The organism is Burkholderia sp. 9777_1386 (genome assembly GCF_015712265.1).
In the GTDB taxonomy this organism is placed as follows: domain Bacteria; phylum Pseudomonadota; class Gammaproteobacteria; order Burkholderiales; family Burkholderiaceae; genus Burkholderia; species Burkholderia cenocepacia.
In genome coordinates this window covers 352,846-376,807 of the sequence record NZ_JACCQB010000002.1, presented here as the reverse complement: position 1 = coordinate 376,807, position 23,962 = coordinate 352,846, and the positions used below count along the sequence as shown (strand labels likewise).

At 63.7% G+C, this 23,962-nt stretch carries 20 protein-coding genes and 1 pseudogene; 10 read left to right on the top strand and 11 right to left on the bottom strand.

Annotation, left to right across the window (positions count from 1 at the left end; genetic code table 11):
- Positions 1–562: 562 nt before the first annotated feature.
- The 5 genes from H0X91_RS03735 to H0X91_RS03715 are packed head-to-tail and all read left to right on the top strand — an operon-like array spanning position 563 to position 7,800.
- Positions 563–3,115 (top strand): type VI secretion system Vgr family protein, encoded by a 2,553-nt coding sequence (locus H0X91_RS03735; protein ID WP_196432813.1) that lies wholly within the window; start codon positions 563–565, stop codon positions 3,113–3,115.
- Positions 3,116–3,125: 10 nt separating this feature from the next.
- Positions 3,126–3,929, top strand: a complete 804-nt coding sequence (locus tag H0X91_RS03730; protein WP_062909999.1) for a DUF4123 domain-containing protein — start codon at positions 3,126–3,128, stop codon at positions 3,927–3,929.
- A gap of 32 nt (positions 3,930–3,961) precedes the next feature.
- Positions 3,962–6,538, top strand: a complete 2,577-nt coding sequence (locus H0X91_RS03725; RefSeq protein ID WP_196432811.1) for a T6SS effector BTH_I2691 family protein — start codon at positions 3,962–3,964, stop codon at positions 6,536–6,538.
- Between the two features lie 12 nt (positions 6,539–6,550).
- A complete protein-coding gene (locus H0X91_RS34925; RefSeq protein WP_011694664.1) occupies positions 6,551–7,519 on the top strand; it encodes a DUF6708 domain-containing protein in 969 nt (322 codons plus the stop codon).
- Positions 7,516–7,800 (top strand): PAAR domain-containing protein, encoded by a 285-nt coding sequence (locus H0X91_RS03715; protein WP_080403566.1) that lies wholly within the window; start codon positions 7,516–7,518, stop codon positions 7,798–7,800. The genes H0X91_RS34925 and H0X91_RS03715 overlap by 4 nt, the downstream gene beginning before the upstream one ends.
- Before the next feature lie 362 nt (positions 7,801–8,162).
- On the opposite strand, the pseudogene H0X91_RS03710 reads toward H0X91_RS03715, so the two are convergent.
- The 6 genes and pseudogenes from H0X91_RS03710 to H0X91_RS03685 all read right to left on the bottom strand — a co-directional run.
- Positions 8,163–8,597 (bottom strand): annotated as a pseudogene (locus H0X91_RS03710) (transposase); the annotation flags it as partial.
- Positions 8,598–8,672: 75 nt separating this feature from the next.
- Positions 8,673–10,115, bottom strand: a complete 1,443-nt coding sequence (locus H0X91_RS03705; protein ID WP_059722528.1) for an efflux transporter outer membrane subunit — start codon at positions 10,113–10,115, stop codon at positions 8,673–8,675.
- 18 nt (positions 10,116–10,133) lie between these two features.
- On the bottom strand, positions 10,134–11,708 hold the full coding sequence (locus H0X91_RS03700; protein ID WP_196432810.1) for a DHA2 family efflux MFS transporter permease subunit: 1,575 nt from the start codon (positions 11,706–11,708) through the stop codon (positions 10,134–10,136).
- A 13-nt stretch (positions 11,709–11,721) separates the two neighbouring features.
- The gene (locus H0X91_RS03695; protein ID WP_062909995.1) at positions 11,722–12,816 is read right to left on the bottom strand and encodes an HlyD family secretion protein; all 1,095 of its coding nucleotides are present in this window, start codon (positions 12,814–12,816) and stop codon (positions 11,722–11,724) included.
- Positions 12,817–12,880: 64 nt separating this feature from the next.
- A complete protein-coding gene (locus H0X91_RS03690; RefSeq protein ID WP_006491751.1) occupies positions 12,881–13,312 on the bottom strand; it encodes a MarR family winged helix-turn-helix transcriptional regulator in 432 nt (143 codons plus the stop codon).
- Positions 13,313–13,421: 109 nt separating this feature from the next.
- Positions 13,422–14,342, bottom strand: a complete 921-nt coding sequence (locus H0X91_RS03685) for a LysR family transcriptional regulator (RefSeq protein WP_006491760.1) — start codon at positions 14,340–14,342, stop codon at positions 13,422–13,424.
- Positions 14,343–14,434: 92 nt separating this feature from the next.
- Here H0X91_RS03685 and H0X91_RS03680 point away from each other — a divergent pair, with 92 nt between their 5' ends.
- The 3 genes from H0X91_RS03680 (at position 14,435) to H0X91_RS03670 (ending at position 16,786) form a co-directional block, all read left to right on the top strand.
- Positions 14,435–14,863: a MarR family winged helix-turn-helix transcriptional regulator gene (locus H0X91_RS03680; protein ID WP_006484349.1), complete on the top strand. Its 429-nt coding sequence runs from the start codon at positions 14,435–14,437 to the stop codon at positions 14,861–14,863.
- A gap of 203 nt (positions 14,864–15,066) precedes the next feature.
- Entirely contained in the window at positions 15,067–16,314 is a 1,248-nt protein-coding gene (locus tag H0X91_RS03675; RefSeq protein ID WP_034202667.1) for an aconitase X, read from the top strand.
- Positions 16,307–16,786: an aconitase X swivel domain-containing protein gene (locus tag H0X91_RS03670; protein ID WP_034202666.1), complete on the top strand. Its 480-nt coding sequence runs from the start codon at positions 16,307–16,309 to the stop codon at positions 16,784–16,786. The genes H0X91_RS03675 and H0X91_RS03670 overlap by 8 nt, the downstream gene beginning before the upstream one ends.
- 99 nt (positions 16,787–16,885) lie before the next feature.
- Here the strand turns inward: H0X91_RS03670 and H0X91_RS34920 are convergent, their stop codons facing one another.
- From H0X91_RS34920 to H0X91_RS03655, 3 genes are all read right to left on the bottom strand, one after another.
- Positions 16,886–17,335, bottom strand: coding sequence for a hypothetical protein (locus H0X91_RS34920; RefSeq protein WP_226245126.1), 450 nt, complete (start codon positions 17,333–17,335; stop codon positions 16,886–16,888).
- Between the two features lie 149 nt (positions 17,336–17,484).
- Entirely contained in the window at positions 17,485–18,030 is a 546-nt protein-coding gene (locus H0X91_RS03660) for a hypothetical protein (RefSeq protein WP_226245127.1), read from the bottom strand.
- A 202-nt stretch (positions 18,031–18,232) separates the two neighbouring features.
- The gene (locus H0X91_RS03655; protein ID WP_196432809.1) at positions 18,233–19,303 is read right to left on the bottom strand and encodes an AraC family transcriptional regulator; all 1,071 of its coding nucleotides are present in this window, start codon (positions 19,301–19,303) and stop codon (positions 18,233–18,235) included.
- A 75-nt stretch (positions 19,304–19,378) separates the two neighbouring features.
- Here H0X91_RS03655 and H0X91_RS03650 point away from each other — a divergent pair, with 75 nt between their 5' ends.
- Positions 19,379–21,412 (top strand): NADPH-dependent 2,4-dienoyl-CoA reductase, encoded by a 2,034-nt coding sequence (locus H0X91_RS03650; protein WP_196432808.1) that lies wholly within the window; start codon positions 19,379–19,381, stop codon positions 21,410–21,412.
- A gap of 187 nt (positions 21,413–21,599) precedes the next feature.
- Here H0X91_RS03650 and H0X91_RS03645 read toward each other — a convergent pair whose 3' ends face one another.
- The gene (locus H0X91_RS03645; RefSeq protein ID WP_006484347.1) at positions 21,600–22,004 is read right to left on the bottom strand and encodes a DUF2471 family protein; all 405 of its coding nucleotides are present in this window, start codon (positions 22,002–22,004) and stop codon (positions 21,600–21,602) included.
- Positions 22,005–22,168: 164 nt separating this feature from the next.
- On the bottom strand, positions 22,169–23,062 hold the full coding sequence (locus H0X91_RS03640; protein ID WP_006484342.1) for a LysR family transcriptional regulator: 894 nt from the start codon (positions 23,060–23,062) through the stop codon (positions 22,169–22,171).
- An 86-nt stretch (positions 23,063–23,148) separates the two neighbouring features.
- Here H0X91_RS03640 and H0X91_RS03635 point away from each other — a divergent pair, with 86 nt between their 5' ends.
- Positions 23,149–23,928, top strand: coding sequence for an NAD(P)H-dependent oxidoreductase (locus H0X91_RS03635; protein WP_006496025.1), 780 nt, complete (start codon positions 23,149–23,151; stop codon positions 23,926–23,928).
- The last annotated feature ends 34 nt before the right edge of the window (positions 23,929–23,962 follow it).

The window sequence follows — 23,962 nt, the reverse complement described above, 5'->3', positions numbered from 1 at the left end:
TCGAGCATTACAACGAGAAGCATCCCCATAGCGCGCTGAAATACCGCTCGCCTCGCGAGTTCCGGCGCTCGATGGATTCAGCAACCTTAGTGTGAGGCTGTGTCCGGTATTACAGGGTCAACTCCAGTCGGTCTTCGTCGCGCTCGAGGTTGCAATGCTCCATAAAATTTGGCTGGCCTGTTATTTCTAACAGGTCTTTCCTCTCAGTGGAAACGTTTATCTACAAAATCGAGTAACTCAACACGGTTGCTCGGAGACCGATTTAGCGTGCATTTTGTAGAATTGCACATGCTCCTGAAGGAGGCGAAGCGATCGGGCGTTTCAATCCTGGATAGTGAAGGGGTCGGTCCGCTGCTTGTTTCGGCGTTAATTGCTGTAAGAAATGCCCTTGTTGTCGATGCGAAAGATTAGAAAGCATTGAAACATAAAATGATGTCGGTTGCCGGGAGACTGTTTTTACGTTTGTTATCAAAGCGGATAGGTCGTTGTGGCAAAATATCTTTCGACCTTTCGCGCTGCCTCCGATTTACGTTCATTTTTTCGTCCAGAGGAGATATTCGAGATGGGTAGGTTGCCCAATTCGTTGATGCTTGACGCGGGTATCGAGCAGACGAACCGAACGCTCGTCCTGGAAACGCCCCTCGGGGCGAAGGTACTGTTGCCCCAACGCGCCATGGGCGAATCGCGCGTGGGCCGGGATTTCGAGCTCACAGTGGACGTCGTGACCCGGGAGCGCGCGCTTCATTTGAAGAAGCTGATGGCGCAACCTGTCACATTATGGGTGCGTCAAGCCGACGAGTCGTACCTGCCTTGGCATGGCTACGTCCATGCAACGCGACGCCTCGGAGCGGACGGGGGACTCGCTTACTATCAGCTTTCGTTTTCGTCGTGGATGCGCTTTCTGCAGTACCGCAAGGACGCGCGCATTTTCCAGGACCTAACGACCGCCGACATCCTGACTAAAGTGTTCAGCGGCCACTCGCAGGCGCGCGGTCATTTCCGGCTCGATGTGAAAGACCCGGGCGCGGTTCGCTCGTACTGTACTCAGTACGAAACCGACCACAATTTCGTCCATCGGTTGATGGAGTCGGAGGGATGGTTCACGTATGTCGAGCATGCAGAGGACGGTAAGTCGCATACGATTGTCGTGACCGACGACCTCTTCAATTGCAAAGCGCTCGCTACCCAGCGAGTACCGTTCTATCGCGGCGACCGAGACGGCCAGGCTGGCACACTCGTCGAATGGAGCGGCGAGCGTACGACGCAAAGCGTCGGATATGCGTTCAGCACAGCGGATTACAAACGTCCGGCACGCACGTTGCAGCGGGCGGACCGGTCCACGGTTGACCAAGGCGATATCCCGCAGGAGTTGGAAGTCTACGAATACGCGGGCCACTATAGCTTTCCAGTCACCGGCGAGTCCTACGACCGTGGCGAGCGCGCTATGCGAATTCGGCTGGAAGAGATGGCCTCGCGCAGCAAACGGTTTTTCGGGGTGGGCAGTGTTCCGTGCATGGACGCCGGTCGATGGTTCACGCTCGAAGACCATCCCGAGCACGACGCAGACAAGCCTGAGGACCGCGAGTTCGCGATTCTTGGCGTGCGCTGGGCTATCCAGAACAATCTGCCGTTGGGCAACAGCCGCCCCTTTCCGGGTAGCCTGCAGCGACGCCTGTCGCGTCTGCGTGCCGAATACAAGGACCGGCAGGCCGCATTCGTATCGAAGGACCCGTTAGGCAATGAAAGTTTCGTGCTGGCCGAAATCGAGGTCCAGCGCCGCTCGGTGCCATTCCGCAGCCCGTTCGAGCACAGAAAGCCGGTCATGCATATGCAGACCGCCACTATCGTGGGACCGGCGGGTGAGGAGGTGTACACGGACGAGTTGAACCGGGTGAAGGCTCAGATGCACTGGGACCGTCTGGGGAGCAATAACGAGACGTCATCGTGCTGGATGCGGGTAATACTGCCGCACGCCGGCAAGGGATTCGGCGGTGTGTTCGTCCCTCGAATCGGGCAGGAAGTGGCCGTCAATTACCTCGACGGGGATTGCGACCGGCCGGTCGTCAGTGGAGTGCTCTTTCACTCTGTCAACACGCCACATTGGCATTCGAACGGCCTGCTGTCCGGTTTCAAGTCGCAGGAGTACAGCGGTCAGGGTTTCAATCAACTCGTCTTCGACGACTCCACGTCGCAGAACCGGGCGCAGCTTTTCAGCTCGACGGCGAATTCATATCTTCACATCGGCTATCTCATCGACCACAGCGGCAATACGCGCGGCAACTACCTTGGCACTGGCTTCGAACTGAAGACCGAGGCGTCAGGTGCCCTGCGGGCCGGACGCGGACTCTACGTATCGACCTATGCCCGCGGCGGCACGTCGAGTCAGCCGCTGGATGTGAAGGAAGCCACGCAACACCTTATCGATTCGAGCGGCGTGATTCAGCATCGCTCACTCGCTGCTGCTGACGGCAAGGCCGAGACCCTGGACGATGCACAGGACGCCATCAAGGACTTCGCTGCGACGACGCAGAGCGATGCACAGGGCTCTATGGCGGGCGGCAGGACAGCGGGTGGCGGCACCGGAAGCGCCAATGCGTTTTCGCAACCCGTCATGTTGCTTGCGAGCCCGGCTGACATGGGCCTGTCGACACAGAAGTCGCTCCACGCAGCAGCTACCCAGCACGTCAATTTGGTTAGCGGAGAGAGCACCTACGTTTCGGTGGCGAGGTCGTGGATTGCCAGTATTGGTGAGAAATTAAGCTTCTTCGTGCAGAATGCCGGTATCAAGCTGTTTGCCGGCAAAGGCAAGGTCGAAGTGCAGGCGCAGTCGGACAACATCGAACTTACGGCAGACAAGACTGTAAAGGTCGTGTCCACTTCCGATTCGGTGAACGTTACAGCCCAGAAGGAAATCACCCTTACCGCCGGCGGCGCATCGATTCGCATCGCCGAAGGTAAGATCTTCATCCATGCGCCGGGGCTGGTCGAGGTCAAGGGCAGTCCGCTCATCTTCGATGGCCCGGCGGGCGATAGCGCGTCGGCGCAGCTTGCGCCTTCAAAGTCGTGCGCCCAGCAGTTCGCAGCCGCGGCCCAGGCCGGCTCGGCACTCGTGTAGGGCGGTCGGTATGGTTCACTACGTTATCGTCGAAGTCGTGAACGGGAAGCCCGAGTTGCCTGGTGTGCCGCCGGTCTATGAAGTCGGTGAGTTGGTTCCCGCGGCGCGTCCCGAACTCGAGGGTGTGGCTCCCGTGCTTTACTGTGCCGAGCATCCCGAGCGGCAATTGCCAGCGTTGAGAGAGCGCGCCGAATCGGACCTGGAGAATGGCTTGCCGCCGGTCGTTTGCGCCATTGTCGAATGCGGCAAGGCGACGGGCCGGCTGCAGCAACATCTGTCGAACCGGTTGTTACTACAGGCGCCGACTTCGGGTGATGCGGTCTTCCGCTACTACGACCCGCGCGTGTTTCCGCACTTGGGTCGCATCTTGAAGGCCGAGCAGATGGATGCGCTTCTGGGGCCGGTTGCAACGTGGACGTACCTCGACCCCGTGAGCGGCTGGACGGTGGTCAACGGCGCGGCCGAACCGGAAGCCGCCTTCGCGGTTACTGCGGACCAGCACGCACGAATTGCGCGCATCGAGTTGGTTCAACGCGGGCTTGACCTACTCCGTTGCAATGGTACGGCGCCTCGTCCCGATATGTCGGCGCTGCTCGACGCGCAACTTGCAAAAGGAGAGGCTCACGGGCTCGCCGGTGGGGACCTGCTTGCTTTTGCACTTCACGGCACACTCGTTTCCCCCTGCTTTGACCGTCACCCGCGTGTTCGGGCCATTCTGCAGGCGCCGCGGAAAGGCCCGTATGCTGAAGCGGTAGCGAACTGGAGCGCGGCAGACTGGGAAGCGATTGCTCGCGAGAGCCTCCAATATCAATGAGCCCGGGTGGCGGCACGAGAGAGAGATAAAGAATGGCACTCGACACGAATTTTGCGAGTATTTCGCAGCTCACGCAGTCCGCGATGCAGACCAGTTCGCGTGCGCCGAATTCATGCAACATGTGCAAGAAGAAGGGATTGCCGATTCTGCCTGTCCGCTACGGGGTCGTGGCCAACTCCAAGGCTCACAGCTCTGCTGGCGCGATGTCGCTCATGGGCGGAAAGTTTGGCGACGGCGTCGTCGGTATCGCGCTCAAAAAGGCAAAGTACACGCTGCGCACCCTGCGCTACGGCTACGTGTATATCTTCTATCCAAAGACACAGCGATGGCAGATATACGCGGTTACGGCGGAAGGATACTTGTACGACTATCCGGTCGGCATCAAGCTCGACCGTAGTTTTGAGAAACCGTTCAGTTGCCACCAACCTGGGCATGCGCAACTGGCTCAATGCATCACCGTTGAAGACGCCGAACATGCCGGAACCGTGTATCTGGCGTTCAGCGATGAGCTTTGGACACAGAAAGTCCGAGACACCTACGCGAAGAACTTCATGGGTTGTCGTGACAAGCGGATGCAGAAGTTCGATGCAACCGCCTGGTATAACGGCAGCATGAACCAGCCGCACGCGGATAGCCTGGACCATCTCGAGGGGCTACTGAGCGAATACAAGGGCGGTCGTCCCGATGCGCTCGTTACCGGTTGCTTTCCGTACCATGACCGTGCCGGGCAGCAGCCGGCCCTGAAAAAGGCGATGGATTCCATCCTGCCGGACAAGGGGCTGTTCTTCGCGTTGTGGGACCCGGTTGGCATCACGCAGGAACTCAATTTTGAGCAGCGCGTTGCTTTCGGCGCAGCGCTTGCGCCGTATGAACACGGAATATGGGCCTCCAGCGCAATCGACGCGCTGCAAAAGGCGGTCGTGGTTTCGGCGAAAGAGGACGTGGAACGTGCCGCCGGCATGCTGGAAGCCAATACTTATGAGGGCATGGGCCTCGGGGCTCTGTTCGATGGTGGCAAGGCGCTCGAGAAGCGGCTCAAAAGCATTGAGGCGCAGAAGGAATCTGAACTTGCAACAGCCGGACCGGAGGCATGGAAGCCCTACACAACCCACTATCGGCAGCAGGCTATCGTCGACTTTCGGCAACAGATGGCGAACGCGATGAAGTCGGAGCAGGCGAGCACGCTTATACCGCTGTCGCAAGACCATCAGGCGTGGCTGTCCAGTTCCGCATTGCTGAACGTTTTCGAGTCGGATTACGAGCCGGGAAGCTGGAGATGTGGGCTGAACTATACCAACACATTTACACGGTGCATCGAAGGCTCGGCTGACCGCAAGAATGCCGTCGATGTGCTCGTCAAATGGGCTAAAGGCAGCGTATCTGATACTCGCAATCCATTGTTGCGGGCGTTCGTTCTGAATAGTCCAGTGTTGGCCGAGAAGGTCAAAGAAGTCTCTGGTTATCCATATATGGAGCTGAGGGAGTTTGTGGCGAAGCTCATCGAGTCATATAGCAAGATAGAGCAGGTGGAAGAGTCTAAGGATAAGGGCATCAAGGTTGCTGTTGCGAAGGCGTTGGCCTGGCTGCTCCATGAGACGGGTGGGCCCGTGGCTGAAGCTATCAGCGCGAGTGTAGATACGGCTGCAACCAAAGTGCTGTATGCGACTCTGTGCATGCGAACGAAACAGCTGTTCGAGTTTAAGGTCGTATACGGTTCGGTAAACCAATGGGTGAACTATATCGCCCGTCAGATGCAGGAAATGATGCCGGGTCGGCAGAAAATTAGCGTGCAGGACCTGAAAAAGCAGCTTCAGGACAAGGCCACCGTAGGCGCAGGCGCCGACCCGGAAATCAAGGCGAAGCAGTTTGTGCCAGTCGAAAGCTCGGCGACAGAGGCCGCTGCCCTGGCTGGCGTCAAAGCCAAACCCGGCTTCGAGAAATTGGCCAGTGCGACGTTGACACCCGACGTGGTCGAGACGATTTACATGCCGAAATTTAGGCTCATGACGAAGGGGGAGCCTGGGTTTGCGGGCATCGGGGCGATATTCAGTGCTATCAATCTTCGCTTTGCTCGGGAAGAATTGAAGAAGGCGAATCGGTTCAATCAATCGGAGGCCGGCATCAAGTTCAACAACGCCATTGGTGGACTCGTGGCGAGTGTTGCGCAATATGGTTCGGCTGCAATTGACACCGTCGGAAAGGCTGGGGCTCAGTTGGGTACAGGCTGGCTTCGACTAGAACGTTTCCTCAACGTCGCGGGGAGGTACGGCGGCGCGGTGGTTGGGCTCGTGTCTGCTGCGATTGACATCTATCATGCCGTGCAGGATTTCAAGGAAGGTAATGTGACGATGTTTATACTGGATGCCGCATCAGCGGTTGTCGGTCTTGCCCTCGCTTACTCTGTCATATTCCTTTCGGCATCCGCTGCAGCGGTCGTGGCCCTGCCGCTTCTGCTTATCGCTGCCCTTATTGGTATCCTCATCAACTACTTCAAGGGTAAGGAAGTGGATGAGTGGCTTGAGCGATGTTTTTTTGGTCTGAAAGAGGCCAAAGAGCGGTTCCCCACTCTGGCCGAAGACCAAAAGGCATTTACGGCAATGCTTTCGTGATGGAGAAAAAAGATGGCATTTGACGGACTCTCGTGGTACCGCCTGAACCGGCCGGTCAGCGAGGAGGAGCAGGCTGCCCGCCTCGCAATCGGACAGCCTGCGTCTGACACGGCTAAGGATGAGCGTTCAGTATTCTCGATGAGCGATACTTGCCTAGAGGTCCGAGACGGAAACTATTCGGAGAAGGGCTGGGGGGTCTTTGCGTTTATGTTACCGGGGCTCGGTTCGTTGGCATTCACGGCGGCCCTTCTTTGGATGATGACTCATGTACCTCCTATCTACGAGCAGCGGGGACAACTGGGGCTCATTTATGGAGTGCTTTCGTTTTTCTTGTTTGTCGCGCTCGGTTTCTCGGGAATTGGCATTTGGGCATTGACACGCGACTGTTTCAATTACACCTGCAAGCCCGTCCGGTTTAACCGGCGTGACCGGATGATTTACGCGTTCAAGCACAATGGCCCTGGCGGGGTTGTATCGGTACCCTGGGATAGCGCCTTCCTGTACGTCGAACGCAAACCCAGAAGCGGCCCCACGCGCACGGCGCCGCGCGTGGTTCGTTGCCTGGTTCTTGACGACAAGGGGATGGTCAAGGATACATTCTCGATGGGAACGCGAGTTGTCCTGTCGTCCGATGAGGGAAGCGTCGGGGGACAGGAGGTCATGAAAGTCCTCTACCAGGACTTTGAGTTCTACCGGCGATTTATGGAAGAAGGCCCCGCTTCGCTGCCCCCGGTGACCGAGTTCCTGCCGAAGGGAGCCTCCCTGCGCAATTCGCTGAGGTTGAATTTCGACGGAACCTCGGGCCTACTTAAGTCGGGCAATCCGATAGTGTGGCTGGTGGTGGCGGTCGGGGCACTTCCCGCATTCTCTCAATCCCTATTGCATTGGCTCGCCCAACTGACTTGCCGCGAACCGGTATGGCCGGACGATATCGAGCGGGCGTGCAATGCTGCGACGCCATCCAACGGCCTTACAGCATGAGCCGACGGTTCATTCGTCAGGGCGATAAGACCGACCGCAACGGTGTTGTGGTTGACGGTATCGCCGGCACCTCGTTGCAAGGCCAACCTTTCGCTTATCTGGGCGCCCCGGTTCAATGTCCCGCCTGTGGCACGACGGGTGTCATCATAAGCGACGGCTCGCCACGTGCGATGACGATGATGGGTAAGCAGGTCGCATTAGAGAACGATTTGTGCCAATGTAAATGTGAGCCACTGCCAAAGCTGATTTCGTCCCAGGCTCTCGGTTCAATAAAGACATGACGGCGCGTCGCTGCCTGTTGCAGGGCAACGGGCGCGGTTGTTGAAACGTATCAGCCACGGGCTCGTTGCCGCTCGCGATGAGTTGTACGGTCATTTCCTATCATGATGCGGACGATTGCAGGGGTGGCGTGCGCAAGATGTTTGATCCGCTTGATAGCCATATAGCCGATGGCGTGCCAAGGCGACGGCGCATGACCGTGAATGGCCACCTTCGCAGTGGATGACCATCGGTACGATTTCTATCGGTAGGGCTTCGACAAAGGAGTGAATCGCCTGAGCCTGCTCCGCGGTGAACGTGCGGGCGAGTTTGTCCCGCGGCCTCTTCGATAGATTCGGGTTCAGGAAATCGGTGTCCGCAAAGCTCAGTGGCCGCAGATGGCCCTGAATCAAGCGTACGCTCATGCCGCGCGCATACATGCTGATGACGTGATCATCGAAGCCGGGCAGCCGGCATTGATACTTGCCGGCCAATTGCCGTTCGAACGTTGCCTGCCGGTCATGCGGAATATCCAGCTTCAGTTCGCCGTTGGGGCGTGAGGAACGTCTTGGTGCGGGTGCCATTGCGGTTGCCGGCCGTGCCTTGCTCGGTCCCGGCTTCCGGATGGTGGCTCATCTCGGCCGCGAGCATGCGCTCGGCCAACCACTTCCCGAGCTGGCCGGCCAAGCCCCGATTCGCCCCAGGATCGACTCGGCGTTCTTGCCCTGAACCTGGGCAAGCAACTGATCGTCAGTTCGTCGGGAAACACCTTCGGCGCCTTCGGATTCTTGCTTTTCTTGATCACTGTTGCATCGGTCATAGGACGTTAGTTCCGTTATCGTTTCATGACCTCGGCACACTAAAAGTCTGACAGGCTCCCGCATCGTGATCCCACCTAGTTCTTTGCCACAGCTTCGGTTTCCGCCCGCGGTCCACCCGCCGCCTCATTCCTGCTCCACCCACCCCCAAGCGACCGATACAACGCCACCGCCGCGAGCGCATGTTCGCGCTTGACCTGATTGAGCGAGTCCGAATCCCGCAAATAAACCTCCTGCGCCGACAGCACATCCAGAAAATCCGTCGCGCCGCCCTTATAGAGCTGATTCGCCAGCCCGAGCGCTTTATCGGAAGCCGCCAATGCGCTACCCAGCCTTCGCGTCGCCTCATCGGAACTGACGAGATTCGCACGCGCATCCTCGACTTCCCGCAGCGCTTGCAGCATCGTCTGCCGTAACCCGAGTTCCGACTCGCGCATCCGGCTTTCGCTCTGCGAGATATCGGCGGTAATCCGCCCCGCGTTGAAGATCGGGCTCGTCGCACTCAGTGCCGCGCTGAACAGGTTATCGGTCAACGTCGGCAGCCCGAGATAGGAAGCCGCCAGAATCCCGTCTGTCAGGTTCAACGAAAACTTCGGATACCGCTCGGCCTTCGCCACGCCCACCTGCGCTGCACGCCGCTCGACCTGTGCATAGGCAGTCAGCACATCCGGCCGCCGCAACAACGCCTGCGAAGGCAACGTCCCCGGCGCGCCAATCGGCGGCGCGGGAATCTCCCCGGCCTGCGCCAACACGAGCCGATCGACCGATTCCGGCGTCCGCCCCGAATACACGGCGATCAGATTGAGCTGATGCGAAATCTGCGCCTGCGTCGGCGGAATCCGCGCCTCGAGCGCGTCGAGCTGGTTCTGCGCACGTGTCACGTCGAGCTCCGTCGACAGCCCGAACGCCTGCCGCTTGCGTGTGAGTTCGAGCGCATGCTGGCGGATCTTCGCGTTGTCCTGCAGGATCTTCAGTTCCTGCTGCGCCCAGCGCAGATCGACATACGCGGATGCCGCGTCGGCCGCGAGAGCGAGGCGCATCGCATCTTCCGCGTGCTTTTGCCCGACCAACTCCGCTTGAGCGGCCAGCAAATCGAGCCGTTCACCGCCGAACACATCGGGCGACCAGCTCAGCGCGAGCCCGGCCCCAGCCTGCCGCACATAACCGAGCGGCGGCGGCGTGTTCTGCCGCGCGTCGGCCGCATGCGCGGTCGCGTCGAGTTCGGGCAGCAGCACCGCGCGTTTCTGCACGGTCAGCGCCTGCGCCTGCTTCACGCGCTCGGCGGCGGCCTGCAGATCGAGATTGCCGTCGAGCACGGTCGCGATCAGCCGGTCGAGCACGGGGTCGTGGAACTGCGCCCACCAGGCGGCCGCGTCAATGTCCGCGCGCGGCACGTCGGTATCCCACGCGCTGGGCGCAAGCGTCTGAACGGAGTCGTTCAGCGCCGGATGCTGCGCGGGCTGCACCGCACAGCCGGCGGCGAATGCGCTGACGGCCAGCGCGACGAGTAGCTTCTTCATGATGATGATCCCTGGGCCTCAGTGCGCGTCCGGCGGCGGCGCGTTCAACGTAATGGGTTTGGAAAACACGACGGCAAGCAGCGCGACGACGAAGCACAGCGACAGCGCGTAGTACGCATCCGCATAGGTGAGCGTCAGCGCTTCGCGATAGATCAGCCGATGCAGGTTCGCGAGCCCGGCCTGAGCGGTGTTCAGCGTATTGCCGGCCACCGATCCCCAGTACGCGGCCTGGCGATCGAGCAGCGACGCGACCTGCGGCTCGCCGGCGCTCACGTGTTCGTTCAGGCGCAAGTAATGAAAATTCAGCCGGTCGTTGAGCATCGTCGCGCTCACCGCGATACCGATCGCGCCGCCGAGGTTGCGCATCAGGTTGAACAACCCGCTCGCCGATTTCAGGCGCGATTGCGGCAGCGAGCCGAGCGCCATCGTCACGATCGGCGGCACGCTGAACTGCTGGCCGATGCCGCGCAGCGCCTGCGGCAGCAGTAATTCCTGCCAGCCCCAGTCGTGTGTGATCGGCGTGTACAGGTAGCAGCCGAGGCCGAAGCAGATCAGCCCGAACACGAGCAGCGCACGCATGCTGACGTAGCGCGCGGCGAACGCATACGCGCACAGCGCGATCAACTGGAACGCGCCGACCGACAGCAGCGCGATACCGATCTGCAGCGAGCTGAACGCACGCACCTGCGCGAGAAACAGCGGCGTCAGGAACACGGTCACGAAGATCCCGATGCCGGTCACGAACGACAGCAGGCTGCCGATCCCGAAGTTGCGCACGGCGAGCGCGCGCAGGTCGACGATCGGGTCTTTCGCGGTCAGCGCATGCACGATGAACAGGAAGCCGCAGATGCCGGAGATCCACGCGCAGATCACGATCGCGTCGTCGCCGAACCAGTTCTTGCGCGGGCCTTCCTCGAGCACGTATTCGAGGCAGCCGAGGAAGCCCGACATCAGCAGGATGCCGAGATAGTCGCCGCGCTTGATGAGGCTGAGATCGGGCGCGTCGATATGCACGTAGCGCGGCACCAGCGCGGCGACCGCGATGCCCGGCACGAGGTTCAGGTAGAACAGCCAGTGCCACGACCATTGATCGGTGATCCAGCCGCCGATCACGGGGCCGATCGCCGGCGCGAGCGATGCGAGCGCGCCGATGGTCGTCGATGCGATCAGCCGCTGCCTGCCGGGGAACAGCACGAACGCGGTCGTGAACACGGTCGGGATCATCGCGGCGCCGAGCGCGCCCTGCAGCCCGCGAAACAGGATCATCGAGTTGATGTCCCACGCGAGCCCGCACAGCATGCTGGTGATCGTGAAGCCGACGGCCGACGCGGCGAACAGCCAGCGCGTCGACATCACCTTCGACAGCCAGCCCGACATCGGGATCACGATGATCTCGGCGATCAGGTACGCGGTCTGCACCCACGACAGTTCGTCCTGGCTCGCGGACAGCCCGCCGCCGATGTCGCGCAGCGACGACGCGACGATCTGGATGTCGAGCGTCGCCATGAAGAAGCCGACGCACATCAGCGCGAACGCGAACACGCGCTGTCTGGTCGGTTGCGACGCCGGGTCGCCGGAAAACGCGGTGGTCATCGTCGGCTCCCGCTCAGTGCTGGTGGTCGGTATGCACGGTCACGACCGCGGACAGGCCGGGGCGCAGCACCTGCTCGATACCGGGCTGCGGATCGAGATGCACGCGCACCGGCACGCGCTGGACGATCTTCGTGAAGTTGCCGGTCGCGTTCTCGGGCGGCAGCACGCTGAAGGTCGCGCCGGTCGCGGGCGCGAGGCTGTCGACGCGGCCGTGCAGGCGCGTGCTCGACGCATCGAGCGCGACGTCGACGCGGTCTCCCGCGCGCATCTTGCGCAACTGGTCTTCCTTGAAGTTCGCGTCGATCCACAGGCCGGAGGCCGGCACGACCGTCAGCAGCGGCACGCCGACGTTCGCGAGCATCCCGACGCGCCCCGTGCGGTTGCCGACGTAGCCGTCGACCGGCGAGCGGATCGTCGTGTATTCGACGTTGAGCGCCGCGACGCGCTGCGCGGCGAGCGCGGTGTTCACGCGGGCCCGCGCATCGGCGAGCTGCGCGCCGAGCACGTCGAGCTGCCGCTTCGATGCGAGCAGCGCGGCGTCGCTGCGTTCGACGGCCGCGCCGGCCTTCGAGTAATCGGCATCCGCGCGCTCGACGATCTGATTCGATACGGCGTCCGACTTCACCAATTCGCGGTAGCGCACGCGGTCCGACGCTGCACGCGTCAGCTCGGCGGACGACGCGTTCTTGTCGGCCGCGTGCTGGCCGATCACCGCGAATTGCAGTTGCTGCTTCGCTTCGAGTTCGGTCACCGCGGAGCGCGCGCTGTCGACTTCGGCGCTGGCCTGCGCGAGCTTCGCGTCGTAGTCGCGCGCATCGAGCTGCACGAGCACGTCGCCGGCTTTCACGCGCTGGTTGTCGGTCACGAGAATCTTGTCGACGAAGCCGTTGACCTTCGGCGCGAGCACGGTCACGTCGCCGCCGACATACGCGTCGTCGGTGCTTTCCTGGAAGCGCAGCACGAACAGCCAGTCGAGCACGGCGGCCGCGACCACGACGACGACGGCGCCCACCGCGATGCGCATCCACGGCACGCGGCGTTGCTGCTTCGCGGGCCGCTCGGTTGTGGCTGCTTCGCGTGACGAGGCAGCGTCTTGGGTCGTATCCATCGATTCACCTATGTATATGCACTTATCAAAACGATCGACCGCACGACGTCGATCGGGGAAGGGGTCAGCGTTCCGGCAGGTTGTGCGTGATGCGGAACAATTCGTCTCTCAGTCGGGCCGCCTGCACCGACCCGAAGCACCGCTCGAACGCTTCCTGCGCGGCGAGCCAGTGCACGTGCGCATCGGCCACCTTCGTTTCGCCGTGCGCGGTCAGCGCGAAGGTCTGACCGCGGCACGGTGGCTCGATCCGCCCCGTCACCAGCGCCGCGCCGACGAGCGGCTTGAGCGCGCGCAACAGCGCGGTGCGTTCGATCACCAGCACGTTCGACAGCGTCGCCATCGTCAGGCCGGGCCGTTCGCGCAGCAGCGCGAGGATGCTGTATTGCGACGGCGTGACGCCCGCCCGCGACAGGTAGCGCTCGTAGAACTGCGAGATCCGCCGGGCGGCTTGCCGGACCGCGAAGCAATCGTCATCGGTGAGCGTGGTCTTGTGCATGTGCACATGTTAGGTGGCGACGCGGCGCGAAGCGAGGGGCGCGGCGGGATCAGATTGGTGTCGTGGCTGTATCAATCGGCGTCGGAAACGCGCATTCGCGCGCCCGGCGTCACGCCGCCGCTGGAACGATCCAGCCTTCGCGGTCGCAGTATGCGGCCGTGTAGTCGATGAACGCCTTCACCTTCGCGGGCAGCAGCGCGCGGTTCGCGTACGCGAGCTTGATTTCGACGAACGCGTCGACGAGATCGGCTTCTTCCAGCAACTGCACGAGCGCGCCCGATGCGAGTTCGGCCTGGACGAGCGTCTTCGGGACGACGCCGATGCCGAAGTCGTGCATCACCATTTCGCGGTTGAACACGGGGCTGTTCGACGAGATGTCGAAACGGAACGGCACGGTGAGCATGTCGCCGTCGACCCGGAACGACAGCGCCGGGCGGCGCAGCGACGGCGAGATCGGCACGAACGCGTGATCGGCGAGGTCGGCCGGCGTCTCGGGGCGCGCATGCGTCTGCAGATACGCAGGCGTCGCGACGATCACGACCGGAATGCGCTCGACCAGCCGCACGACGGTCGATTCGCTCGTCAGCATGTACGGCACGACGATGCCGATGTCGTAGCCTTCGCCGACCAGATCGACCGGGCGCTCGGTCAGCGTGACGTCGAGGCGCACGTTCGGATGCGCGCGCTTGAAGCCGGCGATCAGCGGCACGAGCCGGTTCAGCGCGGCCGTCGTATGCGCGACGAGGCGCAGCAGGCCTTCGGGCTCGCGCGTGTGCGTCTGCGCTTCCACTTCCAGCGCGTCGAGTTCGTCGAGCACGGCTGCGCAACGCTCGTAGATGCGTTCGGCCGTTTCGGTCAGCGACACCTGGCGGGTCGTCCGGTGCAGCAGCCGGCTGCCGAAACGCGCCTCCAGATCCGCGACCGCACGCGATACGACCGGCCGCGCGAGGCCGTGCATGTCGGCGGCGCGCGTGAAGCTGCGCATCTCCACCACCGACCGGAAGATGCGCAGCTTGTCGATGTAGTCCATGTCGGTCTCCTTGACGCGATGGCCGGCCGCCGGCCGCTGTTACGGCGGAGTGTACATTGACTTTATGCATATGCACATATAAATTGCCGAACATGAACGACACCTCGATTGCCCAGGCGTGCAACTGTCTCGCGCTGCGTCAGGCAGCGCGCTTCGTCACGCAACTGTACGAACGCCATCTGGCCCCGGTCGGCGTCACGCCCGCCCAGTTCTCGATCATGGCGAACCTCACGCGCCACCCGGGCCTCCTGATGAGCGAACTTGCCGACATGCTCGTGATGGACCGCACGACCTTGTTGCGTGCGCTGAAGCCGTTGCAGCGCGACGGTTTCGTCTCGACGGCGGCGTCCGAGCACGATGCACGCGCGCATGCGCTGCACCTCACGAAGCTCGGCGAGCGTACGTTCGCGCAGGCAAAAGTCGCGTGGCAGGCCGCGCAGGACGAATTCGACACGCAGTTCGGCCGCGAGCGCGCGAAGGCGTTGCGCAATGAATTGTTCAGCCTGACGGCGGAACGGTAGGCGGGGGCTGGCGTGGCGGTGTGGCGATCAACTGGCGCGAAATTCAGGCCATTGGTCGGCTTGGAAGTAGTCGAGTGCTGGAATTGGTTTTAATAATGTCCGGTTTGATGGTGATCTGGACAGTTTTTATTTCCAGTTGTAGAGTCCTCTGACTGATTTCACGAACCGGCGCCGCCGCCGGTACGCGTCACGAGGAGCAACCGATGCTGCAGTTGAGTGACCGCGACGACGCCATGTTGCGCGGGGATTTCGGCGACGGCGTCGCCCGCGCGATGCGGATCGTCGCGCGCACCGCGCAGGTGATGTCCGCGCCGCACCTGATCGACATTACGTCCGCCCATATCGACGGCTGTCTGTATCACGGCCAGACGAGCCTCGACTTCGTCGACTATTTCGTCGACACGGGCGCGAAGGTCGCGGTGCCGACCACCTTGAACGTCGGGTCGCTCGACCTGATCCATCCCGAGCTGTACCACGGCGACCGCACGATCCAGCGCGATGCGCAGCGCCTGATGGACGCGCATCTGCAACTCGGCTGCGAATCGAGCTTCACGTGCGCGCCGTATCAGCTGAAGAATCGTCCGGCGAAGGGCGAGCAGATCGCGTGGGCCGAATCGAATGCGATCGTGTTCGCGAACTCGGTGCTCGGCGCACGCACGAGCCGCTACGGCGATTTTCTCGATCTGGCCGCCGCGATCACCGGGCGCGCGCCGTACGCGGGGCTGCATGTCGACGCGAACCGCGCCGCGCGGATCGTGTTCAATGCGCCCGATTTCAGCCGCTTGCCGTCGCGCGACATCTATTTCGCCGCGCTCGGTTTGGCGGTCGGCAAGGTCGCAGGCGCGGTCGTGCCGGCGATCGTCGGGTTGCCGGCGGACACCACCGAGGACGAACTCAAGGCGCTCGGCGCGGCCGCCGCGTCGAGCGGGGCCGTCGCGCTGTTCCATGCGGTCGGCGTGACGCCCGAGGCGCCGACGCTCGACGCCGCGTTGCACGGCCGCGCCGCGCAGCGCACGGTCGATATCGCGATGGCCGATCTCGACGAGATTCGCCGCACGCTGAATCACGGTGCGGCCGGCGACGCGCTCGTCGCGGTCGCGCTCGGCACGCCGCATTTTTCGCTGGCCGAATTCCGCACGCTCGACACGTTGCTCGACGCGTTCGACGGCAAGCCGGCGTGCGACTTCTACGTGAACACGAGCCGCTTCATTCTGTGGGAACTGGAGCAAGCCGGCCTCGCGGAGAAATTCGCCGCGCGCGGCATCCAGATCGTCGTCGATACCTGCACGTACATCACGCCGGTGATGAAGCAACTGTCGGGGCTGGTGATGACCAACTCGGGGAAATGGGCGTCGTATGCGCCCGCGAACATCGGCGTGACGGTCGCGTACGGCAGCATGCGCGAATGCGTGCGCTCCGCGTACGAAGGCAAGGTGCGATTCGATGACTGAAACGACGGGCACATTCTTGACGGGCGACACGCTCGTGCCGGGCAGCGCGTGCGCGCGCCCGTTCATCCTCGACAAGCCGCTGAGTTTCTGGGGCGGCTACGACTCGGGCGCGGGCCGGATCGTCGACCGCGGGCATCCGCAGGCCGGCGCGAGCCTCGCCGGCAAGGTGATGGTGATGCCGCACGCGAAGGGTTCGAGCTCGAGCAGCAGCGTGCTCGCGGAAGCGGTGCGCAATGGCACGGGGCCGGTCGGGATCGTGTTGAAGGAGCGCGACTTGATCATCTCGATCGGCGCGATCGTGGCCGCCGAGCTGTATGCGATCGCGGTGCCGGTGGTGTGCGTCGGTGATGACGTGTACGACGCGATCGTCGCTTCAACCGGCGACGTGCGGATCGAAGCGGGCGAGGGCGACGGCGGCGCGCGGATTTATCTGGGCACTGATGCGCGTTCGGGCCGATTCGGTTCGACCTGAACGAGCGGCGCGAACTGACGGCGAGTCAGGTGGTGGCCGCGGCGATGCGATCCGGAGCGAGCAGCGTCGTTCGCCGCGCGGTAGCCGCACCTGTCCCGGTCAGATGAAGCGCACGTGTCGGGTTTCTTCCTGCGTGAGCGACAGCGCTTGAGCTGCCGCGTTCATTTCACGTTTGCCGCCCGGCTGCGCCAGTCTTCTGATTTCGGGCCATACGATCACGCCGAACAGGATGCGCAGGATCGCACTCAGCACGCACAAGCCGATTACGCTCGCGCTGATCAGCGCAAACACGTCGAACGTCGATTCCATGCTGAGCGTCACCGCGGATACGATTCCGCTGACGACGGCCGCGCCGATCACGCAAATGAGCATGACGAAAAGGTCGGTTCGGGCGCCGGCGACTTTGGCGGGGCGCAGCAGATAAGCCGAACCGTCGGTCATGTTGCGAATGCCGTAGATGAACTGGCGATCCTGGTCGCCGGCATAGGCGACATTCAATCGATCGCCATCGGCGATGAACAGGCGCGTCGTCCGGTTGGTCCTGAACACGAGGGGGGACGCGAGCGAATCGAGTTTGAGCGTGATTTCCTCGATACTTTGCGTCGTCGTGCCCAGGTTGTTGCTCCAGACCTTCGTCTCGATCGATTGCTGACTGATTGCCGTCACGCGGCCGGATACGATCTGCATGTCGTGGTTCGTCATGGGCTACTCCGCTCCGCGCTGAAACCGGACGGTTCGCCTAGCCAGCAATCCTGGGCTTCGCGTCGCTGCGGCTGGAAGATCAGGTCGGACAAGCCGCCGATGGCGACCAGGTTGCCCACCAGACCGACGATGGCCACGACGGTGGCCAGTGCCGAGGTGAACGCCCAGCCCGAATGGAGTGCCGCGGCAGCGGTACCCAGACTCAGCACGACCAGGCACGACGCCCAGGCGAGCAGCGACAGGTTCCGTCGCTTTTGCGCGCGCACGTCGTACGGCGCGATGGCAAGGCTGCCGCTCCTGATCCACGCGATTCGGCGACGGCCGCGATGCTCGAACGTGCACGCACGCACCGACATGCCGGGCCTCAGTTTCTCGATCTGCTTGAATGCTTCTTCGTCGACGTCGTTGGCCGTGACGAAGTAGCAGATGTTCTGCATCGTCAAACGGTATGGCGGGTGCTTCCTGACATCGGCCTTGACTCGGATGAGGTTGGTATCGACACGGTCGATCGTGGCCTCGATCAGGGTGGTGCGATTGGGCATGGGTCGGAGAGGGCGCGGGTCCGCGCGACGTCGTTTTGATGTGGCGCCCATCATACGCCACAGCTTTCGGCCCACCGTCCGGCATTGTCGGACGACGGGTTGGCTGGCGCGTGGCACTGCGATCCGCGCGCGGCCGCACCCGCCTCCTCCCGCCGGCGGTTCGGCGTTATTCGCGCCGGTGCCCGGGTCGCCGCTGACGCGATCACCTCGCAGCCGCTTCCCGAAACGCGCTCGGCGTCTGCCCCGCCCAGCGCCGGAACGCACGCGTGAAATTCGCCGGGTCGGTGAATTGCAGCCGCTCGGCGATCGTTTTCAGATCGAGATCCGACGCGGCGAGCAACTGCTTCGCGTCGCGAAACCGCGCTTCGTCGAGCAATTGCCGATAGCTCGATCCGGCTTCCTCCAGCCGGCGCCGCAGCGTGCGCGTCGACACGAGCAGCGCATCGGCGAGCGTGTCCGGCCCCGGATAATCGCCGGCGGCGCGCGCCAGTTCCGCGCGCACGCGCTCGACCAGATCGCCTTCCTCCTGCCGCACCTGCGCATATTCGCGCTCGACCTGCACGAGCGCCTGCCGGTGCGCGACTTCGTCGGCGAGCGGTAGCGGCCAGTCGAGCGCATCGCGCGCGATCCACAGCGCGTTGGCCGCGCAGCCGAATGCCACCGGCGGCAACTGGTCGCGATAGCGCGCGAAATACGCGGGTTCCGGCCATGCGAATTGCAGCGTGATCGGCGGCGACACGCGGCCGGACCATTGCGAGATGTTCTGTGCGAGCCCGGTCAGCACGAATTCGAACATCACGTGATGCTGGAGGACGGGATTCGCCTGCACGCCGTGCAACTCGAGCGTCGCGCCGCGTTCGTCTTCCGCATAGGTCAGCCGGTACTGGCGATTGCGCATTCGGAAGTAACGCTGCGTGACCGACAGCGCTTCACGGATGTCCCGCGCGGTCAACGTCGCATAACCGAGAAAGCCGTGCACGGTCGGCTTCAGCAGCAGCCCGAACGCGAGCCCGATGCCCGGATCGCCGCCGATTTCGATCGCGTTGAGCACGAGCCGCCCCCATTGCGACGGCGCGACGCGCGCGTCCGGTTCGGCCAGCACCGCGTCGCGCAGGCCCGTGCCGGCGCGCACGGCCGCCAGGTCGACGCCGCGCGCGGCCAGCGCCTGCAGCAGCAGGCGCGTATAGGCGACCGGAATCGTCGGCCGGCGCAGCCCGAGGCGATCCTTGCGAGACGGGGAAGTCATGTCGATTTGGCCGGAAATGACAAGCATTATGGCTGTTTGCCCCCTCACGTTCAAGGCAGCGCGCGCCTACGATGGCAGCCATCGCTTATTGGCCGACTCATCATGACGACACCCTTTCCCCACTTGCTCGCCCCGCTCGATCTCGGCTTCACGACGCTGAAGAATCGCGTGCTGATGGGCTCGATGCATACCGGCCTCGAGGACAGCCGCAAGACGCTGCCGCGCCTCGCCGAATATTTCGCCGAACGCGCGCGCGGCGGGGTCGGCCTGATCGTGACGGGCGGCTTCGCGCCGAACGTGGCCGGCTGGACCAAGCCGTTCGGCGGCACGCTGATGACGTCGGCCGCCGCGCGCCGGCATCGCGAGATCACCGGCGCCGTGCACGCGGAGGACGGCAAGATCGCGCTGCAGATCCTGCATACGGGCCGCTACGGGTATCACCCGTTCGCGGTCGCGCCGTCGAAGATCAAGTCGCCGATCTCGCCGTTCGCGCCGCACGAACTGAGCGCGCGCGGGGTCGAGCGGCAGATCCGCGCGTTCGTGCGCTGCGCGACGCTGGCACGCGAAGCCGGTTACGACGGCGTCGAGATCATGGGCTCCGAGGGCTACCTGATCAACCAGTTCATCTCGATGCACACGAACAAGCGCACCGACGAGTGGGGCGGCGCGTACGAGAACCGCATCCGCTTGCCGATCGAGATCGTCGAGCGCACGCGCGAAGCGGTCGGCCGCGATTTCATCCTGATCTACCGGCTGTCGATGCTCGACCTGATTCCGGACGGCAGCGACTGGCGCGAAACCGTGCAGCTCGCGAAGGCGGTCGAGCGCGCGGGCGCGACGATCATCAACACCGGGATCGGCTGGCACGAGGCGCGCGTGCCGACGATCGCGACGTCGGTGCCGCGCGGCGCGTTCGCGTGGGTGACGAAGAAGATGAAGGGCGAAGTGGGCATCCCGCTCGTGGCGACCAACCGGATCAACCGGCCCGAAGTGGCCGAGCAGATTCTCGCGGACGGCTGCGCGGACATGGTGTCGATGGCGCGCCCGCTGCTCGCGGATGCCGAGTTCGTCGTCAAGGCCGCGCAGGGCCGTGCCGACGAGATCAATACCTGCATCGGCTGCAACCAGGCGTGCCTCGATCATGCGTTCAAGAACAAGATTGCGTCGTGTCTGCTGAATCCGCGTGCATGCCACGAGACCGAGCTGAAATACACGCCTGCGTCGCAGCCGAAGCGTATCGCGGTGGTCGGCGCGGGGCCGGCCGGGCTCGCGTGCTCGACGGTGCTCGCGCAGCGCGGCCATCAGGTCGACCTGTTCGACGGCGCGGCCGAGATCGGCGGCCAGTTCAACATGGCGAAGCGGATTCCGGGCAAGGAAGAGTTTCGCGAAGCGCTGAATTACTTCGGTCGGCAAGTCGAGCTGACCGGAGTGAAGCTGCACCTGAACCGCCGCGTCGACGCGAGCGACCTGATCGCGGGCGGCTACGACGAGATCGTGCTCGCGACCGGCGTCGCGCCGCGCGACCCGAAGATTCCGGGGCAGGACGGGCCGAACGTGCTCAGCTATATCGACGTGCTCGCGGGCAAGCAGCCGGTCGGCCGGCGGGTCGCGGTGGTGGGCGCGGGCGGGATCGGCTTCGATGTCGCCGAATATCTGGTGCAGGACGGCGAGTCGCCGGCGCTCGATCTGGACGAATGGAAGGCCGAGTGGGGCGTGACCGACCCGGCCGCGACGCGCGGCGGCGTGACGCGGGCGCAGGTGTCGGCGCCCGCGCGGGAAGTGACGTTGCTGCAGCGCAAGGCCGCGCCGCTCGGCAAGGGGCTCGGCAAGACGACCGGCTGGATTCACCGCGCGACGCTGAAGATGAAACAGGTGAAGATGATCGGCGGCGTGAACTACGAACGGATCGACGCGCGCGGGCTGCATGTGTCGTACGGCGAGCAGCGCACCGATCACGAACTGATCGAAGCCGATACGATCGTGCTCTGCACGGGGCAGGAGCCGCAGCGCGCGTTGCTGGCGCCGCTGCAGGCGGCCGGGCGCTCGGTGCACCTGATCGGCGGCGCGGAGCTGGCCGCCGAACTCGATGCGAAGCGTGCGATCGATCAGGGTGCGCGGCTGGCGGCGCGGTTGTAACGGGCGGCCGTTGCGGTGGCCGATTCGGATGATCGTCGCGTGGCGATGATCAGTGTGCGCGACGGTTGGCGGACGGATGCGCCCATTCGCGGGCGCGGCAACCATGACGAACCGCGGCGCCGATGGCGCCACCACGCAACGTGGCGGCGCGCACCCGCAGACCGTGCCCGCGACCGACCGGCGCGACTCAGGCCGCTTCGGCCCGCTCTTCCGCTTCCGCTTCGAGCATCGCCTTGACGATCAGGTAGACGGCCGGCAGATCGTCGTCGTCGCGGTGCCAGTCGACCGGTTCCTCGACGTCCGCGGCGACCAGCCGGCTGTCGCGCAGCCGGATGAACGCGTCGACGACGGTCGGATCGTTGCGGTTCAGGAACCCGGCATTCGAGAACGCCAGCTCCTCGACGTTCAGCAGCGCCTGCCAGCTCATCGTGCGCACGGCCGCCGGGTGGGTGCGGCGGCGCAGGCCCAGCGCCCGCTGCGCGGGGCCGCCGACGACACGCTGCAGATCGACGACCGCCCGCTGCGCGGCGCGCTCGAAGTGGACGGGATTGAAGCCGGGTTGCTCGGGATCGAATGCGGAAGCCTGGAACATGGTCGCCTCACAAAAGTCCGTTCGTCTGTGGATGACGGAATTCGGGTCAAATGGTGCAAAAGCACTGTAAATATATACAGTGTTCGGCGCGGTTTCAAGCCCCGAATGCAGGATTTCGCGCATCGGCGATCGATGCGGGCGATCGCGTCGATCAGACGGACGATCTACACCGCCGCCGCGATCGTCTCCCGCAGCCACCGATGCGCGGGATCGCGATGCACGCGCTCGTGCCACAGCATCGACATTTCATAGCCGGGCACCTCGACCGGTGCGTCCACCACGCGCAGCGCCGGCACGTCGCGCACCAGCCGCTCGGGCAGCATCGCGACGAGATCGGTGCTCGCGACGGCCGACATCACGAACAGGAAGTGCGGCACCGACAGCACGACGCGCCGCGTGGCCCCGACCTTCGCGAGCGCTTCGTCCGTCACGCCGAAGAAGCCGCCGCCGTCGGGCGACACGATCACGTGCTCGAGCGTGCCGAACTGCGCGAGCGTGGGGCGCCGCTTCAGCTTCGGGTGGCCGGCGCGGCCGATCAGCACGTAGCGCTCGACGAACAGCGGCAGGCGCCGCATGTCCGGTGGCGACCCTTCGGTCGTATGAAAGGCCAGGTCGATGCCGTTTCGTTCGGCATCCTGTTCGATGCGTGGCGGCACCAGTTCGACGACGGCCAGCCGCGTGCCGGGCGCGGCCGAACGCAGCGTGTGCAGCGCGGGCAGCACGATCGTCGATTCGCCGTAGTCGGTCGCGGCCACGCGCCACGTGTTCGTTGCGGTCGCGGGATCGAACGGCGTGGCCGGAATCACCGCGCGCTCGACCGCTTCGAGCGCATCGCGCAACGGCTCGCGCAGCGCTTCCGCGCGTGCGGTCGGCCGCATTCCGCGCGGCCCGGGCAGCAGCAGCGGATCGCCGAACACGTCGCGCAGTTTCTGCAGCTGCACGCTGACCGACGGCTGCGACATGTTCAGCTTCTCGGCCGCGCGCGTGACGTTGTGCTCGGCGAGCAGCACGTCCAGCGTGACGAGCAGGTTCAGATCGAGCCTTCTGAGATTATTCATGGCTATACCTGGAATATCAGGAATTCATTTCAAATATACCGTCGGAGGCCGCATCCTGCAGTCATTCAATCCACGGAGTGACGAAGATGAATGTGCTGATCGTGTATGCCCATCCCGAACCGCGTTCGCTGAACGGCGCGCTGCGCGATTTCGCCGTCGCGCATCTCGAAGCGGCCGGCCACGCGGTGCAGGTGAGCGACCTGTATGCGATGAACTGGAAGGCGGTGCTGGACGCGAACGACGTGACCGATCGCGCGCCCGACGCGCGGTTCGATCCGTCGCTCGATTCGCGGCGCGCGTTCGCGGCGGGTACGCAAAGCGACGACATCGCGCGCGAGCAGGACAAGCTGAAGTGGGCCGACGCGGTGATCCTGCAGTTTCCGCTGTGGTGGTTCTCGATGCCGGCGATCATGAAGGGCTGGTTCGAGCGCGTGTACGCGTACGGTTTTGCGTACGGCGTCGGCGAGCATTCCGATACGCACTGGGGCGATCGCTACGGCGAAGGTTCGCTGGCCGGCAAACGCGCGATGATCGTCGTCACGACGGGCGGGTGGGAGTCGCACTACAGCCCGCGCGGCATCAACGGACCGATCGACGACTTGCTGTTTCCGATCCAGCACGGCGTGCTGTATTACCCGGGGTTCGACGTGCTGCCGCCGTTCGTGATCTATCAGACGGGCAAGATGAACGCCGCGCGCTTCGACAAAACCTGTACGGCGCTCGGCCAGCGTCTCGACGCTCTGTGGACCACGCCGCCGATTCCGTTTCGCCGGCAGAACGCGGGCGATTACGAGATTCCGGCGCTGACGTTGAAGGAGGACATCGCGCCGGGGAAGGTGGGGTTCGCCGCACACGTGACCGCCTGACGGCTGCTGCACACCCCGACGCGGGGCGGCACGG

Bases quoted from the DNA above. Each gene is read 5' to 3' on its own strand.
- H0X91_RS03725 (WP_196432811.1), top strand. From the start codon at position 3,962: ATGGCACTCGACACGAATTTTGCGAGTATTTCGCAGCTCACGCAGTCC.
- H0X91_RS03650 (WP_196432808.1), top strand. From the start codon at position 19,379: ATGACGACACCCTTTCCCCACTTGCTCGCCCCGCTCGATCTCGGCTTC.
- H0X91_RS03705 (WP_059722528.1), bottom strand. From the start codon at position 10,115: ATGAAGAAGCTACTCGTCGCGCTGGCCGTCAGCGCATTCGCCGCCGGC.
- H0X91_RS03730 (WP_062909999.1), top strand. From the start codon at position 3,126: ATGGTTCACTACGTTATCGTCGAAGTCGTGAACGGGAAGCCCGAGTTG.
- H0X91_RS03695 (WP_062909995.1), bottom strand. From the start codon at position 12,816: ATGGATACGACCCAAGACGCTGCCTCGTCACGCGAAGCAGCCACAACC.
- H0X91_RS03700 (WP_196432810.1), bottom strand. From the start codon at position 11,708: ATGACCACCGCGTTTTCCGGCGACCCGGCGTCGCAACCGACCAGACAG.
- H0X91_RS03680 (WP_006484349.1), top strand. From the start codon at position 14,435: ATGAACGACACCTCGATTGCCCAGGCGTGCAACTGTCTCGCGCTGCGT.
- H0X91_RS03715 (WP_080403566.1), top strand. From the start codon at position 7,516: ATGAGCCGACGGTTCATTCGTCAGGGCGATAAGACCGACCGCAACGGT.
- H0X91_RS03735 (WP_196432813.1), top strand. From the start codon at position 563: ATGGGTAGGTTGCCCAATTCGTTGATGCTTGACGCGGGTATCGAGCAG.
- H0X91_RS03690 (WP_006491751.1), bottom strand. From the start codon at position 13,312: ATGCACAAGACCACGCTCACCGATGACGATTGCTTCGCGGTCCGGCAA.
- H0X91_RS03635 (WP_006496025.1), top strand. From the start codon at position 23,149: ATGAATGTGCTGATCGTGTATGCCCATCCCGAACCGCGTTCGCTGAAC.
- H0X91_RS03670 (WP_034202666.1), top strand. From the start codon at position 16,307: ATGACTGAAACGACGGGCACATTCTTGACGGGCGACACGCTCGTGCCG.
- H0X91_RS34925 (WP_011694664.1), top strand. From the start codon at position 6,551: ATGGCATTTGACGGACTCTCGTGGTACCGCCTGAACCGGCCGGTCAGC.
- H0X91_RS03685 (WP_006491760.1), bottom strand. From the start codon at position 14,342: ATGGACTACATCGACAAGCTGCGCATCTTCCGGTCGGTGGTGGAGATG.
- H0X91_RS03645 (WP_006484347.1), bottom strand. From the start codon at position 22,004: ATGTTCCAGGCTTCCGCATTCGATCCCGAGCAACCCGGCTTCAATCCC.
- H0X91_RS03660 (WP_226245127.1), bottom strand. From the start codon at position 18,030: ATGCCCAATCGCACCACCCTGATCGAGGCCACGATCGACCGTGTCGAT.
- H0X91_RS03675 (WP_034202667.1), top strand. From the start codon at position 15,067: ATGCTGCAGTTGAGTGACCGCGACGACGCCATGTTGCGCGGGGATTTC.
- H0X91_RS03640 (WP_006484342.1), bottom strand. From the start codon at position 23,062: ATGAATAATCTCAGAAGGCTCGATCTGAACCTGCTCGTCACGCTGGAC.
- H0X91_RS03655 (WP_196432809.1), bottom strand. From the start codon at position 19,303: ATGCTTGTCATTTCCGGCCAAATCGACATGACTTCCCCGTCTCGCAAG.